Origin of the sequence: Clostridium gelidum (assembly GCF_019977655.1) — a bacterium.
Lineage (GTDB): Bacteria > Bacillota > Clostridia > Clostridiales > Clostridiaceae > Clostridium > Clostridium gelidum.
Map to the genome: position 1 here is coordinate 2,819,683 of NZ_AP024849.1, position 16,351 is coordinate 2,836,033.

Annotated in this window: 16 protein-coding genes; 15 read left to right on the forward strand and 1 reads right to left on the reverse strand. The window is 29.6% G+C overall.

What is annotated here, in order from left to right; all coding sequences use genetic code 11:
* Positions 1–184: 184 nt before the first annotated feature.
* From psyc5s11_RS12585 to psyc5s11_RS12630, 10 genes are all read left to right on the forward strand, one after another.
* A complete protein-coding gene (locus tag psyc5s11_RS12585; protein WP_224033258.1) occupies positions 185–1,663 on the forward strand; it encodes an ISLre2 family transposase in 1,479 nt (492 codons plus the stop codon).
* A 225-nt stretch (positions 1,664–1,888) separates the two neighbouring features.
* Positions 1,889–2,185, forward strand: coding sequence for an HTH domain-containing protein (locus psyc5s11_RS12590; RefSeq protein WP_224037905.1), 297 nt, complete (start codon positions 1,889–1,891; stop codon positions 2,183–2,185).
* A 184-nt stretch (positions 2,186–2,369) separates the two neighbouring features.
* Complete coding sequence (locus psyc5s11_RS12595; RefSeq protein WP_224037906.1) at positions 2,370–3,335, forward strand: alpha/beta fold hydrolase; 966 nt, start codon at positions 2,370–2,372, stop codon at positions 3,333–3,335.
* Between the two features lie 212 nt (positions 3,336–3,547).
* Positions 3,548–4,084, forward strand: a complete 537-nt coding sequence (gene lepB / locus psyc5s11_RS12600) for a signal peptidase I (protein WP_224037907.1) — start codon at positions 3,548–3,550, stop codon at positions 4,082–4,084.
* Positions 4,085–4,276: 192 nt separating this feature from the next.
* The gene (locus tag psyc5s11_RS12605) at positions 4,277–4,444 is read left to right on the forward strand and encodes a hypothetical protein (RefSeq protein WP_224037908.1); all 168 of its coding nucleotides are present in this window, start codon (positions 4,277–4,279) and stop codon (positions 4,442–4,444) included.
* Positions 4,445–4,732: 288 nt separating this feature from the next.
* Entirely contained in the window at positions 4,733–4,978 is a 246-nt protein-coding gene (locus tag psyc5s11_RS12610) for a hypothetical protein (protein WP_224037909.1), read from the forward strand.
* A 156-nt stretch (positions 4,979–5,134) separates the two neighbouring features.
* Positions 5,135–5,293: a hypothetical protein gene (locus psyc5s11_RS12615; RefSeq protein ID WP_224037910.1), complete on the forward strand. Its 159-nt coding sequence runs from the start codon at positions 5,135–5,137 to the stop codon at positions 5,291–5,293.
* Positions 5,294–5,501: 208 nt separating this feature from the next.
* A complete protein-coding gene (locus tag psyc5s11_RS12620) occupies positions 5,502–6,080 on the forward strand; it encodes a lysozyme inhibitor LprI family protein (protein ID WP_224037911.1) in 579 nt (192 codons plus the stop codon).
* 184 nt (positions 6,081–6,264) lie between these two features.
* On the forward strand, positions 6,265–6,960 hold the full coding sequence (locus psyc5s11_RS12625) for an MBL fold metallo-hydrolase (RefSeq protein ID WP_224037912.1): 696 nt from the start codon (positions 6,265–6,267) through the stop codon (positions 6,958–6,960).
* 420 nt (positions 6,961–7,380) lie between these two features.
* Positions 7,381–8,574, forward strand: coding sequence for an SAM-dependent methyltransferase (locus tag psyc5s11_RS12630; protein WP_224037913.1), 1,194 nt, complete (start codon positions 7,381–7,383; stop codon positions 8,572–8,574).
* 198 nt (positions 8,575–8,772) lie between these two features.
* On the opposite strand, the gene psyc5s11_RS12635 is transcribed toward psyc5s11_RS12630, so the two are convergent.
* A complete protein-coding gene (locus psyc5s11_RS12635) occupies positions 8,773–10,077 on the reverse strand; it encodes an MFS transporter (RefSeq protein WP_224037914.1) in 1,305 nt (434 codons plus the stop codon).
* Positions 10,078–10,290: 213 nt separating this feature from the next.
* On the opposite strand from psyc5s11_RS12635, the gene psyc5s11_RS12640 reads away from it, so the two are divergent.
* The 5 genes from psyc5s11_RS12640 to psyc5s11_RS12660 all read left to right on the forward strand — a co-directional run bounded on the left by psyc5s11_RS12640 (position 10,291) and on the right by psyc5s11_RS12660 (position 16,351).
* Complete coding sequence (locus psyc5s11_RS12640; protein WP_224037915.1) at positions 10,291–10,980, forward strand: Crp/Fnr family transcriptional regulator; 690 nt, start codon at positions 10,291–10,293, stop codon at positions 10,978–10,980.
* 123 nt (positions 10,981–11,103) lie between these two features.
* The gene (gene asrA, locus psyc5s11_RS12645) at positions 11,104–12,111 is read left to right on the forward strand and encodes an anaerobic sulfite reductase subunit AsrA (RefSeq protein WP_224037916.1); all 1,008 of its coding nucleotides are present in this window, start codon (positions 11,104–11,106) and stop codon (positions 12,109–12,111) included.
* Positions 12,112–12,903 carry an anaerobic sulfite reductase subunit AsrB gene (gene asrB, locus psyc5s11_RS12650; RefSeq protein WP_224037917.1) on the forward strand — a complete coding sequence of 264 codons (792 nt, stop codon included), beginning with the start codon at positions 12,112–12,114 and terminating at the stop codon, positions 12,901–12,903. It abuts the gene before it with no gap.
* An 11-nt stretch (positions 12,904–12,914) separates the two neighbouring features.
* Positions 12,915–13,895, forward strand: coding sequence for a sulfite reductase subunit C (gene asrC / locus psyc5s11_RS12655; RefSeq protein WP_224037918.1), 981 nt, complete (start codon positions 12,915–12,917; stop codon positions 13,893–13,895).
* A 368-nt stretch (positions 13,896–14,263) separates the two neighbouring features.
* Entirely contained in the window at positions 14,264–16,351 is a 2,088-nt protein-coding gene (locus psyc5s11_RS12660) for a molybdopterin oxidoreductase family protein (protein WP_224037919.1), read from the forward strand.

A 16,351-nucleotide genomic window follows, 5' to 3' on the forward strand; every position in this document is an offset into this window, starting at 1 on the left:
CTATAATTTATGTATTTTAAGTTGCGGTTTAATAAAATTTTCGAGGTTAGAGTATAATTTTAGTAGGCAGAAACAGTAATAAAAACTGTATAAATAGTAAAAGGAGATGCGAAAGCATCTCCCAAATACATAAATTATCCATTATAATTAAGTTGCTAAGACTAAATAGAATGGAGTTATATTTATGTATGAATTAAGTTTAAATGATAAAGGAATGACTTTCAAGGAGTTAGAGAAAAGAATTTATAAATATGCTTGTGACGAAGCTTGTAATGCTTTAAAAAGTATATTAGAATTTTTAGATGAAAAACTACTTAATGAAAGAGATAGCAAGGTTTACCGTAATAAAGGTCGTAAGCAAACTTGTTTGAGGACTATTATGGGGAACGTAGAGTATTCTAGGCGCATTTATGAATTTAAACTTGAAGATGGTAAGAAAGCAACTAAGTACCTTTTGGATGAGTATTTAGGGATGGACACTTTAGGAAATGTGTCTATAAATCTCGTAGAAACTATTTTAACTAACGTGACGGAGGTTTCTTTTAGAAAGACATCTGAGAATATTAAAACTATGTGTAATCAAGATATTAGTGCTCAAGGCGTTTGGAACATAGTTCAAACACTTGGGGAAAAGATTAAAGAAATAGAAAATCGTAAAATTGAGTTAAATGACAAAGGTGCATTAAAAGGCGAAAAGGAAGTACCAGTATTGTTTCAGGAGCAAGATGGAGTTTGGCTCTATCTTCAAGGTAATGATAGACCAAAAGGGAAAAATAAAAAGAAAGAGTTAAAACTAGCAGTATCATATACTGGCTGGACTTTACGCCCAGGGAGCAAAAAAGAATATGTGGTTGTTGATAAAACTGTTTGTGCAAGCTTTAGCAATTCCAATCACTTTAAAAAGCTTGCTAGCGCAACAATTTCAGAAAAATACAATGTAGATGAAATTCAAACTAGAATATTAAACGGTGATGGAGCAAATTGGATTAAAGCAACTTGTGAGGATGAAGACATTCATTTTCAGCTAGATCCATTTCATGTAGGCCAAGCGATTATACGTAAGGTAAGTGATAAAAGAGCTCAAAAGCAATTACTAAAACTATTTAGAGAAGGTAAAATTGATGAAGGTCTAGAAACTATTGTAAATATGATGATACTTACAAACGAAAAAGATATTGCATTTAAGAAGCTTACTGAATTATATGATTACTTTGTTCACAATAGAGATGGATTAATACCGTATAAATTAAGAAGTGACATAAACATGCCTACGGCGCCGGAAGGCATGGAATACAAGAATCTAGGCACAATGGAACATAATATTTGTGATGTATTAGCTCAAAGAATGAAGGGCAGAAAAATGAGCTGGTCTATTAATGGTGCAGATAATTTATCTAAAATATTATCTGAAAAATTTAGTAATAGGTTGTTTGATACTGTAGATAAAATCTACAGAAATATTATTTCTGATGATGTTATTGATACAGTAGTTGCAAAACTACCATTAACAGTATTTCAAGCGAATAAAGAATCTAATAAGTGTAAGGCATATAAGTGCAATAGTGCACAAATTCCGTATAGCGGAGCTGCCGCAACGTTAGGTAGAAAAATAGTACGTGATTTATGTGGATTAAAATCATTTAGTGATATTAGTTATAGTTAAATATACAGTATGGGTAGGGAAATTTTAAAAATGCAATGTAAAATAATGGATAATAATTTAAATAAAATTCTTGCCAACTTTTACTTGACTCAACCATTTTCGAGAATCGAATAGTAGTATATTTGAAAGATATGTTATAATTTACTAAAGGGTAAATAGTAGTTTGTAAGAAAGGTGATCAATATGAAAGATGTGCAAGATGTGTAAGTTATAACTATAAAAGATATGATGGAAACATTGCAGCTATTGATTGAAAAATATAAATTTAATATAGATGCACTTTCAAAATTATTAGATGTAAAAAAAGAAGTTATTTTAAGCCATGATGAAAAAAAGCTATTTGAAAATTCTAAAGATTTTTCTAAGATGTATGATTTAATTGTTATGCTTGAACTTAGTGGAAAAGATGATGCAGATTTTAAAATTGGAGCATTTTTGCAAGTTTTATTAGAATATCATAGTATTTCGGCAGAAACAATTGCATTGATGTCTGGAGTTGTGAAAAAGAAGTTAGTGATTTAGTGGAAAATCCTAAGTTAGTATCTTTATAAAGTAAATATAAAATATCTAAAACAGTAATGGCATTACGTTTTTTCTTTAAAGAATTAGAACCATAAATTCCAATTTACACTGTTACATAATTCTAATAGTTTAAGTATAAGTGGTTATGCAATGCTAAAGTTTGGATTTACTAAAGGAGAGCCATATGAAAGAATTAAAAGAAGGTATAAGTAAAAGAAAATTAAGAATAAAACGAGTTATCACTACAATTATAATAATGCTTTTAATTGGAACAATATGGCAAAGAATAATGGTTGAAAAAGAAACAAATATATTATTATCTCATGGAGAAGTATTCGATATTAATAATCACAATATGTATATACATTCTACAGGAAGTGGAAGAAATACTGTTGTCTTTGTGGCAGGATCAGGAACACCAAGTTCGTTTACTGATTTTTACAGATTGCAAAGGGAACTGCATCCGTATGCAAGAACAGTAAGTTTTGATAACGCCGGATTTGGATGGAATGAAAAAACTGATATACCTAGAACTATAGATGTATTATCTGAAGAATTACATGAACTACTTGAAAAATCAGGACAATCATCGCCTTATATATTAGTGGGACATTCATTGGCTTCCCTGGAAGTAATCCGCTTTGCACAAAAATATCCTACTGAAGTTAAAGGAATTGTATTGTTAGATGGAGGAAGTCCAGAATTTTATGCAAATGACTCTGAGATAAAATCATATATATTAAATCGTTTTAGTGCTGGATTGAGGGTAACAGGAATTGCAAGAGCACTTGGGAATTTAAGCATTAAACTCCCCTTGCTTGGTGAAAATTTACGTAATAATGAGTTACCAAGTGATATAAAGAAGATAGATACAGCAATGTATTATAAATATCTTGGGAATACAAGTAATTTAAAGTATATTAAAAATATAAATGAAAATGCTAGGGAAGTAATAAAGAATGGGCCTCTTAATAATATTCCGTTAGTTATCATATCCTCTGATAGTGGACAAAGTTGGGAGAAAACTCAGAAGGAATTATTAAATTGGTCAAATTATAGTTCCCAGAAAACACTTTATAATTCTAGTCACTATATTCATTGGACTAATACTGATTATATAGTTGAAAAAATAAAGGAACTTATTGCTTAATAAAAACCAATAAGCAATTTAAAATATATATAAAAATATAGTTATACAACTTATGGAAGTGTAATAAACAACATGAAGTATAATAAAGTAATGATCCGACAATCTGGACAAGAGCATCTAGATTGTCGGCTATTTATAGTTGTTTGAAAAGAAGTATAACTATATGCTATAATATGTATAAAAATACAATATATAAAACAAGGAGGAATATGATGGAAAATAATATTACTTGCAAGCCAACGAGTAAAAAAAATATTAAAATATGGATAGTTGTAGCTGTAGTTGTAGCACTAGGAATATTATGCTTAATAAGCAAATCATTATTATTTAACGTATATGATGTTCCTGGTAAATCGATGGCTACAAAAATAAATCCAGGTGATAAGATAGTGACTACAAGAATAAATAATACTAATAATATAGAAAGAGGTAATATTATTGTGTTTTATTCTGATGAATTTAAAGAAGAACTTATAAAAAGAGTTATTGGATTGCCTGGAGATCATATTAAAATACATGATGGTATTGTAAATATAAATGGAGAAGATATTAAAGAGAATTATGTAATAAATAATGAGAGCTTTAATGGGGTTTATGATGTGCCAGACAATAAATACTTTTTCTTAGCAGACAATAGAAGAATTTCTGTTGATTCCAGAAGGTGGATTAATCCATATATAGATGGTTCAAATATACAAGGAAAAGCTATTTTTAGATTTTCTTCATTTAGTAGTTTTGGTTATTTATAGGTATAATTTAATATGATTTGCTTCAATTTCAATCAGTTTTTATGTATAAGAAAACTATAGTTTATTTAAGGGGAAAAGAAATATGAAACCCGTCAATTTGAAAATAAGTATTTTAAGGTTTAGTTACCTTTTAATAATGATAATAGGTGTTATATTTGGTGAATCAAAATTGGATTTTATAAACAGCTACAATTGGGTGTATGTTCGTATGCTGTATCATGCATCTTTTTAGGTGTTATAGGAATTTATTTTGATTTTTTACTAGGAGGTTTTGGTGAGAATACGACATTATCTAGCGAGTATTCATTTGACAGACAATATAGAGTTGACATAGATGATGCAGATCAAGGAGCACTTTGAGGAGATACATATATTAGGCTTTATAGAATATATTTCAATACATTTGAAAAGAATAGCAGAAATATTTATCACGGCGGATGTGGTGATAAACCAACAGTAAGATGGGTTGATAATGAGAATGTTGAAATTAATGGGAGAATTGAAATTAATATTAGGAACTCCCCGATGTATGAAAATAAGAAGAAAAATTAGTAATATAAGAATCAAGTAATATATAAGGAGAAATGTAAATTGGAAAAGTATTTTCGAAATAAATAATAATATTTTATAAAATTTAGGAGCGCAGCTATGTTAAAAATGAGGTTAAAAGAGATTATTAACGATTCTGTTATTTACTATTTTCAACCTGAATGTAGAGGTGGGGACGGTATTATTAAATTTACGTTTGAGGACGAAAAATTAATTGAATATGTAATTATAGAAGATTCAGAATATAGATGCAACTCAATGTATATTTATCATTGCCTTTCTTTAGTTAAAAAAATGAAAAAAGAAGGAGAATTTTTAAAAGAATGCTTTTCGGCATGGTATTAATAAAGTGATTTTATTGCACAATTATTTAAATTTGATGAAAGTTGGTATACAAGTGGAAGAAATGCAAATCATTAAATTTTTGAAAAAGGTGCCATTGAGGAAGAAGATATTTTAATTGTATCAATAGACAGACTTTTATGGACTAGAGTGTGTGCTATGGAAGTAGAAAAATATAGAAATGACCTGGAATTACTAAAAGAATATTATTATAAAAATTACACTAATCCCAAATACCATCAAGAAGCGCTATTACATGAGAAGTCTTATTTAAAAATGAATGGCGCAGTTTTTTGTGGCAAATATGATGATTTATAATATCATATTGTGGTAATACTTTGATTAAATGCGAGGCTCTACAAATTTCAATTTGTAGAGTTGCTAATTTATATCTGAAAATTTAATATTAAATTAGAATATCGCATTATTCAGAAAGATGAATAGATTTTCATAATTTACTCAAAATGTAGAATTAGTTTAGCAATAGCGGATAAAAAGTATATAAATAGTAAAAAAGGAGCAAAAAATGAAAAAACTTATTATTATTACAATGATTATATCCAGTACACTTTCTATAGCTGGATGTAGTTTGAGTAAGCCAATTAATCAAGAAAGTGATAGCAGTAGTACTGTAGAAGCAAAACAAGAGGATAATTTAGGATCTACACAAGACACATCAGATAAAGAAAATGACAACAATAAATCTATAGAGTCAAAAACCAATGATACAACTACTAATAAAACTGATAAAAAAGAATATTATACACAAAAACTTAATGATATTCAGGCAAAAATAGATAAGGATTATAATTTTAATAATACAATTACCACAAAAGATATGAGAAGTACAAGTGGAGCACAGTATAAATTTTGGGATGATGCATTAAATGAAATCTACAAGGAATTGCAGAAGACTTTGCCTTCTAGTGATATGGAAAAATTAAAAAAAGAAGAATTAGCATGGATATCCAAAAAGGAAAGTGATGCAAAAGATTCAGGAGACAAAGCAAAGGGTGGAACTCTTGAACCAGTTAAGTATACTCTATCGGCAGCAGATTCAACAAAAAAGAGATGTTATGAATTAGTAAAGAACTATATGCAGTAATTGTATTTAAATTAAGAAGTTAGATTAAAAAATCAAAATAGTAAGATATTATTTATACATGTAGAAGTGCAGAACTATAGCAACGAGCGCAGAGGGTCGGACAAGAATATATTGATTAAACAGAACAGTACTATTGATTTGTGGTATAATCTTTAAAATAAAAACTATAAAAAGGATGAGGCAAATGAAGATTACATATATTGAACATAGTTGTTTTTCAGTAGAATTAGACAATGTGATTTTATTGTTTGATTATTTTAAAGGTGAGCTTCCAGCATTTGATAAAGAGAAAATAATTTACGTATTTTCAAGTCATAATCACCATGACCATTTTGATGTATCAATTTTTCAGCTATTAAAAGGATATCCTAATGTTAGATATATTCTTTCAAGGGATATAAAGAGGAAATTTGGACGGAAATTTTTTAATTCTCACGGTGTTGATGATGAGATTTATAAAAATATTGAATTTATCGGAAGCAATCAGATTCTTGAAACATTAGATTTAAAGATAGAAACTTTAAACTCTACAGATGAAGGGGTAGCGTTTATTGTTACAGCTGATGGTAAGACAATTTATCATGCAGGCGACCTTAATTTATGGGCATGGAATCACAAGGATGAAAGTAACAATGAAAATATGAGAGAAAAGTATGAGAAAGAGATAGGAAAAATTAAGGATAGACATTTTGATGCTGCCTTTGTGGTTTTAGATCCTAGGCAAGAGGAAATGTTTTATTTAGGTTTTGATTATTATATGAAAAATACTGATACAGATAAAGTATACCCAATGCACTTCTGGAATGATAGTTCAGTAATTGAGAGATTAAAAGGAATGGATTGTTCAGAAATATATCGTGACAAAATAATTTCTTACTAACTCAACTTTCGCAGAACATAAATAAAGAAATTTTTCTTTATTTAGCAATTTAAAGCCGCATGTTTCCTATAAATCACAAAAGTTATTGGTTGGGATTTGCACTTTTTTTATAGGTGTATATTGTTTTCTTTTTAGCTTTATATATTTAAATATTGTAATACATTTATAAATAAAACAATATTTATTTATAAAAATATTTAAACGATAACTATACCGCAAAAGATATATTTTAGTTAAAATGAGAAAATTGCCCCTTGAGTTTAGATAACTCGAGGGGCTTGTTTAATATGTAAAGAAAATGAGTTCAAAATATTGTTGAAGAAGTTAAAAATATTATCAAAAAGAAATACATATTCTAAAAAAAGATTCATATGCATACTGTAATGGTAGGATTTACAACAAAGAGCAAGGAGATTTATTATGAATATTGATAAAGTATTTTATAAAGCATTATTTAAAAACTTATTTTCTGATCCATGTAGGGTTAGATTTTGGGATGGAGAAGTTGAGAATTATGGAGAAGGAGAGGCTAAATTTGAAATAATTTTTAATGAAATTATTCCTAAAGCTGATATCCTTAGTGATCCTTCAATAGCCTTTGGTGAAGCTTATATGACTAAAAAGATGGATATAAAAGGTAGTAGTGTTGAAGATGTTATTGCATCTATATACAATAACAAAGAAAGCTTCCTACGTAGCAATAGTAAATATACAAATATAATTAAAAAAATTTCAAACAATATAAAAAATAGTAAGGAAAATGTTCACTATCATTATGACATCGGAAATGATTTCTATAAATTATGGTTAGATGAAAGTATGACTTATTCTTGTGCATATTTTAGAAATACTGATGATACTCTATATGAAGCTCAAAAAAATAAAGTAAATCATATTTTAAAGAAGTTAGCATTAAAAGAAGGTGAAACTTTACTTGATATAGGCTGTGGTTGGGGTGAATTAATTATTAATGCAGCTAAAAAGTATAAAGTTAAAGCCATGGGAGTAACACTAAGTTTAGAACAGTTTGTTAGAGTTCAAGAAAGAATAAAAGAAGAGAACTTAAGCAATCTTGTTGAAGTTCAACTTATGGACTATAGACAAATAAAAGATAGAAAATTTGACAGAGTAGTTAGTGTTGGTATGATAGAACATGTTGGAAAAGATCATCTTAATGAATATTTTTCTAAAGTTAATGAGTTATTAATCGATGGTGGAGTGTCTCTGCTTCATTGTATAACAAGCCAAGAAGATAATGAAGAAGGCGGAACCAATTCATGGATTAATAAATATATTTTTCCGGGTGGATACATACCATCAGTAAATGAATTAGTTTCTCATATGGAGTCTGAAAAACTTTACTTTATTGACATGGAAAGTCTTAGAAGACATTATAGAAAGACTTTGCAAATGTGGAGAGAAAATTTTGAAAATGCATTGCCTGAAATAAGCAAAATTAAGGATGAAACATTTATTAGAATGTGGAGACTATATTTAAATGCTTGTGCAGCATCTTTTGATTGTGGTAATGTTTACCTTCACCAATTCTTATTTACGAAAGGAGTAAATAATGAGTTGCCATGGACTAGAGAGTATATATATGATAATCATTAATATTTAAGTGGACGTGTCATGTAACCACTTAGAGGTGGAAAGTTAATTAGAGATCTTCCCAAAGCTGTTACAAATGCTTTTGATTGTGCCTAAAGCAGAAATTAAATTATTTTTTTAATAATGGGTAAAATAATAAAGCTGAGAATTTCTAACTTTTAGAAATCTCAGCTTAAAAAAAGAATTATAATTATATGTAATTTATTTATGAGTTACATTTTCTTTTTGTATTTTATTGATTAATGCTAATATAATAAGAGCAATGATATTTAATACTATAAAGACTACGAATCCTGTTGAATAACCAGTTGAATTTTTACCTGATTTATCTATGAAAGAAGCCATTAGTGGTGGTATTACAAAACCACCAAGTGCGCCTATTCCACCAATCCAACCTGATGCACCACCTATAGCTTGAGGTACTGCCTTTGGTACTATTTTGAAAACAGCTGCATTAGTAGATCCCATACCAATTGCTAGTAGTAATATTCCTACAATAGCAAATTCAATAGAAGAACTAAAAGTCATACATACTGCTCCAGCAAGCATTATAACAAGTCCTAAAGTTGCTGTAGTTTCTCCACCTTTTTTATCTGCTATTTTTCCAGCATAAATTCTAGTGACAGAAGCAATTATTGAGTATAGGGCAGTTAATAGACCAGCAGTTTTTATAGATAGTTTAAATAAACTTGTCCAATATGTAGGAAACCAACTCGTTAGTGCCATAAATCCTCCAAAGGTTGCAAAATATATTCCAACTAATGCCCAAGTTTTCCATGACTTAGCTGACATGCCTAAGCTTTCACTAATTTTATTATTTGGAAATAATTCTTGCCCATAATCTTTTGAAGCTATTTTTTTTGCTTCTTCTTTTTTTATTCCTTTTTCAATAAGTTGAAAATACCAAGCATTTTGGCCTATAAAGTAATAAATTATTGTACCAATAATTAAGAATATTAACCAGGCTAAATATGAACCTGATAAACCCCAAAGTGGAAGTGCTATATTAGGTATTATAACCATAAATATTCCAGGTGCTAAATTTCCTACACCACCATAAATACCTGCGGCATATCCTTGTTTGCTTTGAGGGAACCAGTAAGATGTTTGGCTTACTCCAACAGAGAAAGTAGCTATACCACAACCAGATAAAAGTGCAAGACTAAATAATACCCAATAATATTGACTTAAATTTTCTTTGAAAAATGCCATTACAATATATAGACCAAACATTCCAATTATGGATAATATAAGTAATGCTAGAAAAGGTTTTCTTCCGCCTGTAGTATCAACCCAAGCAGCAAATGGTATTCTAAGTAATGAACCTGATAGAGATGGCGCTGACACTAATAAAGCCAATAAGATTGGATTTATGCCTACAAAACTTTGTTTAAATAAAGTAACTGTAGAACCATAAAGTGCAACAGCTGCAAACCCAATAAAAAAGCCGAGTGTAGCGCCCGTAAGACCTTGTTTTGAACTACCTTTTAATTCCATGTTATTCATATTGCGCCTCCAAATAAATATTTATTTAGATAAGATTACCATATTTAACTTTATAAAACCGTGATGTAGGTCACGGTTTTGCAAATTAACAAACTCAACCAATATATTTTTTGATTTAAATCTAAAGAAATATTACACTGATATATTAAAGCTAGTATAAATGTGATACCATAAGTATTAATATTAATTTTAATAATTTAATAAGGAGTATATATGGAGTATAAGGAAGAAGAACTTAGGAAATTGAAGATTTTTTCAGAAGTATCAGATAGATCTATTTCTTTAATACATAAATATGGAAAAATAAAAAAATATAAATCAGGAAATATAATATTTTCAGATAAGGAATATGTAAACATAATTTATGTTGTGATCAGTGGAACTGTATCAATGTATAAAATTAACGAAAATGGACAGAAAAAAGTCATGTTTATTTTGGATCAGGGAAAAATAATAAATGAAGTTATAATTGAAAATCTTCCAGAATCAATAAACAGTGAAGTCTTTGAAGATGCTGAAATATTAGAAATTAATAGGGATACATTAATAGAGATAATGGAGTGTGATTTTCAGCTTACAAAAGAAATTATAGAGTCATTATCCAATAAGGTTAGACGTATGTATAGGCAATTAAAGAACACATCTTCGTCTATAAAGATAGAAAAGAAGCTTGTTGCTAAAATATATAAGCTAGGAAAAGATTATGGAATTAGTTGCGACGATGGAACTATGATTGATATGAACATAAGTATTACATATCTTGCAGATTTGCTAGGAAGTCAGAGAGAAACAGTTTCAAGAGCTATAAAAATACTGCAGAATAAAAAGCTATTTCATTATAAGGACAAAAAAATCTTGATACCTGATTTACAAAAACTTTCCGATTATTTTAAAACACCGTGATATATATCACGGTGTTTATTTTCTGTTTTAATTATTATATTAGTATACACTAATTGTAATAATTTAAATAACATGTTATGCCATATAAAGTGAAAAAATTAACAAAGAAAAAGGAGTGTTAAAATGGGATATCAAATAATTACTAAAAATATAAATTCTATTTTTAGTAAGCTTTCAAACGAGTACTTAATTTATGCACCAAAAGTATTTAAAGGAGATGGATGTTTTTCAGATACAGATACAGTCAGATATGGTGAAATATCAACAATAGAAGAAATTGTTTTTGATAAAAAATCAGATTATTCATTTAAGGAAATACTTTTACCTATTACTCAAACTTTATTTTATTTTACTGAGGATGAAGTAAAGTTAGCAGATGCACCTAAAAAAGGAGCTATTGTTTTCCTAAGAAGCTGTGATTTGCATGCTTTAAAACGTATGGATCAAATTTATTTAAATAATGGGCCAGAGGATTTTTATTATAAAAGACTTAGAGAAAATACAAAATTCATTCTGATGGGATGCAGCGGAACCTTTGATAATTGTTTTTGCGTAGACATGAAAACTAATATAACAGATGATTATGATGCTTACATAAAAGTTGATGAAGACTTTACATCAATAGATTGCAGATGGGATAAGTTAGAGGAAATTATAAAAGAAGAAAAGTTTAAAGAAGAGAAAGTAGCTCCAAGCTTTATTACAGAAAATAAAGTTCATGTAAAAATACCAGATAATTTATCAACCAAAATTGTTGAGTCTAAGATATGGGATGAATATACAACTCGTTGTATTGGCTGTGGACGTTGTAACTTTGTTTGTCCAACATGTACATGCTTTACTATGCAAGATATTTTCTATAAGGATAATGGAAAAGTTGGAGAACGTCGTAGAATGTGGGCTTCATGTCAAATCGATGGATATACAGATATGGCTGGTGGAATTACATTTAGAAAACCACAAGGTCAACGGATGAGATTTAAAGTTATGCATAAGGTTTATGATTATAAAAAACGTTTTGGATATAATATGTGCGTAGGATGCGGACGTTGTGATGATGTTTGTCCTGAATATATATCTTTCTCTAATTGTATAAATAAACTTGAAAATGCTGCGAAAGAGGTGGAATAAATGAAAAATGAATATATCCCATTTTTATCTGAAATAAAAGAAGTTATTAAACATACTGATATAGAATATACATTTCGAATGACTTATGAAGGCCAAGTTAAACCTGGTCAATTTTTTGAAGTTTCACTACCTAAATTTGGTGAAGCTCCTATTTCGGTAAGTGGTATTGGTGAAGGAACTGTAGATTTAACAATACGTAAAGTTGGGAAGGTAACTGATGAAATATTCACGAGCTATGTTGGTGATAAGTTATTTTTAAGAGGACCTTATGGTAATGGCTTTGATGTAAAAAATTATGAAGGTAAGGAAATCACAGTAGTTGCTGGAGGTACAGGACTTTCACCAGTTAGAGGTGTAGTGGATTATTTTGCAAACAATGCAGATAAGTGTGAAAAGTTGAATTTAATTTGTGGATTTAAATCACCTAATGATGTGTTATTCAAAGCTGATTTAAAAGAGTGGGAAAAAAATATAAATTTAATTTTAACAGTTGATAAAGCTGATGAAGGTTACGCTGGTAAAACAGGATTAGTTACTACATTTATTCCAGAACTAGAGATAAAGGATGTAAAAAATACAGCATTTGTAGTAGTTGGACCTCCTATAATGATGAAATTTACAGTAGCAGAAATTTTAAAAAGAGGAGTTCCTGAAGAAAATATTTGGATTTCTCAAGAAAGAAAGATGTGTTGTGGTCTTGGTAAATGTGGACATTGCAAAATGGATGATACATATATTTGCTTAGATGGACCAGTATTTAATTACACTAAAGGAAAACAATTAATAGATTAGGAGGGGTAGTAATGGATATAAATACAAAGAAACTTAAAAAAAATGCCTTTAGAGTTTCTAAGGTTAGAGGTATTGGTGCTTCAAGAATCAGAGTCCCAGGTGGATATTTAAAATCTGAAATTTTAGGTATGGTACAAGAAATAGCTGAGAAATATGGTAATGGAGTCGTTCATTTAACTTCAAGACAAGGATTTGAAATTGAAGGCATAAAATATGAAGACATGGAAGCAGTAAATGTTATGCTTAAACCTATTATTGAAGGATTAGAAATAAACCAAGTAGATAGTGAAAACGGATACCAAGCTTCTGGTACTAGAAATGTTTCAGCATGTATTGGTAATAATGTATGTCCTTTTGGAAACTATAATACTGCAGAATTTGCAAAAAGAATAGATAAAGCAATTTTTCCAAATGATTTACATGTTAAAGTTGCTCTTACTGGATGTTCTAATGATTGCGCAAAGGCTAGAATGCATGATTTTGGAATAATTGGTATGACAGAACCACAATATGAAGCGGATCGTTGTATAAGCTGTGGAGCTTGTATTAAGGCTTGCAAAAAATTATCAGTAGGCGCATTATCTTTTGAAAATTATAAAGTTGTAAGGAATACTGAAAAATGTATAGGCTGTGGAGTTTGTGTAACTAAATGTCCAACAAGAGCATGGACTAGAAGTAAGGAGAAATATTACAAATTAACTATAATGGGTAGAACAGGGAAGAAGAATCCAAGGCTTGGACAAGATTTCCTAATTTGGGCTGATGAAGAAAGCATTACAAAAATAATTTTAAACACATATAAATTTGCTGATAAATATATATCACCAGATGCTCCAGCTAGAAAAGAACATGTAGGATATATAATAGACAGAGTTGGATTTGAAGAATATAAAAAATGCGCATTAGATGGAGTTGAGTTAGGACCTAAGGTAATAAAGAAGGATTGTGTATATTGGGGCGGAATACATTTTAATTCGACAGATAATCTTTAATATGTACATATGCTACAATACTATTATTGTAGCATGTATAAAATTAATTATTAATAAATTATTGATGGTAATCGTTTGTAGGTAAAAGTTAATATCTTAGCATAACATGTATTTTCATCATGGCATATTTTTAAAAGAATTAATGTAAGGCACAATCAAAAAAATAACAAGTCCATTTGCCAGCATATTTTCCATCATGCTGTGTCGGCAAATTGACCTAATAGGCCTGCTATGAGGTCAATTCGTCTCCTTGCCTGATGAAGAATATTCTTGTCAACTTTGGACTTGCTATTTATTTTCATGTGCCTAAGCACTATTTTGTAAAAAGGAATATGACTTATACTTTAAAGAAAGGAATGGATGTAATTATGAAAAAGGTTCAATCAACTTGTAATTATTGTGCACTAGATTGTAATTTAGATTTTTACGTTGAAGACAATAAAATCGTAAAAGTTTTACCAACAAAAGGATATCCAGTTAATAATGGATTTTCATGTATCAAAGGGCTTTCGTTAGACAAACAGCAGACAATAATAAGAGAGTCAACATTGCCCAGGATTAAGCAAGAAGACGGCTCGTTTAAAAGAGTTCCATGGGATGATGCATATAAAATTGTAGCAGACAAATTTTTAGAACTTCAAGAAAAGCATGGAACTGAAAGTATTGCTGGTCTTAGTACTGGGCAATTAACTATGGAGGAATTTGCTATATTTGGGCATGTGATGAGAAATCATTTAAAGACTAATGTTGATGGTAATACTAGACTGTGCATGGCAACAGCAGTAGTTGCTCATAAACAGAGTTTTGGATTTGATGCACCACCTTACACATTAAAGGACATAGAACTTTCGGATACAATTATCATGATTGGCGCTAATCCAGTTGTGGCACATCCTATATTATGGGACAGAATCAGAAGCAATAAAAACAAAAAATTAATAGTGATAGATCCAAGAGAATCAGAAACAGCTGAAAATGCTGATTATTGGTATGGTCTAAAAGGAAAAACAGATTTGATGCTTCTTTATGCTGTAGCTAATAAGCTTATAGAAGAAGGCTATATAGATAATAAATATATAAGTAATTATACAGAAGGTTTTGAAGAGTTTAAGGAATTTGTTAAGCAATATACTATAGAAAAAGCTGCAAAAGCAACTGAACTTAGCGAAGCTTCAATTTTAGAACTTGTAGAACTTATACATAATGGAAAAAGAGTTTCTTTATGGTGGACAATGGGTGTTAATCAAAGTTATGAAGCAGTTAGAACAGCACAAGCTATTATTAACTTGGCATTAATGACAGGAAATATTGGAAGACCAGGTACAGGTGCTAATTCTCTTACTGGTCAATGTAATGCAATGGGATCTCGAGCATATAGCAATACTGCCATTCTGTACGGCGGTGGAGATTTTGATAATATGGCAAGACGTGAAAGAGTAGCTGAAGTACTTGGAGTTCATGAATCTGATTTAGCAACAAAACCTACAATAACGTACAATGCTATTATTGAAAAAATAATTTCAGGAGAAATAAAAGGTTTGTGGGTAATCTGCACAAATCCACGTCATTCATGGACAAACAATAAAACTTTTAAAGAAGCTATGAAGAAATTAGAATTTTTTGTGGTTCAAGATATTTATGGTGATACTGATAGTTCAGAAGATTGTCATATGTATCTTCCAGTTGTACCAGGTATAAAAAAGGAAGGGACCTACATAAATACAGAAAGACGTATTTCAGCTATGCGACCAGCACTTGAAAAATCTGAGGATGAAAGAGATGACTATGAAGTTATTTATGGTATTGGAAAAGCATTAGGTATGGGTAGTTTACTTGATAGATGGGAAACTCAAAGGGATGCTTTCAACTTAATGAAAGAATGTTCTAGAAATATGCCTTGTGATATGACAGGTGTTACTTATGATGGATTGGTAAATTCAAAGGGAATACAATGGCCTTTTAGAGAAGGAGAAATTCTTAAAGATGACCAAAGACGCTTATTTGAAGATAATAAATATTATACTCCATCAAAAAAAGCTAAGTTTATATTTGAAGAAGTACGTGAAAATCCACTACCAAATACAAAAGAATTTCCTTATACATTAAACACAGGCAGGGGAAGTGTTGGACAATGGCATACACAAACCCGTACAAGGGAAGTTGAATTTGTTGAAGATGTAAGTGTTAAAGAAGCATATATTTATATTAATGCTAAACTTGCAGAAGAAATTAAGGTTAAGGAAAATGAGATGATTAGAGTTTCTTCTATAAATGGCAATTCTTCAGATTTTATAGTTAAGCTTACAGACAAGGTTAGATATGATGAACTGTATGCACCTATACATTATTTAGAATGTAATAATTTAACACCATCTTTATATGATCCTTATTCTAAAGAGCCTTCATATAAAACTACTCCAATTAATATTAGTAAAATTGAAGTAGGAGGTATGTAA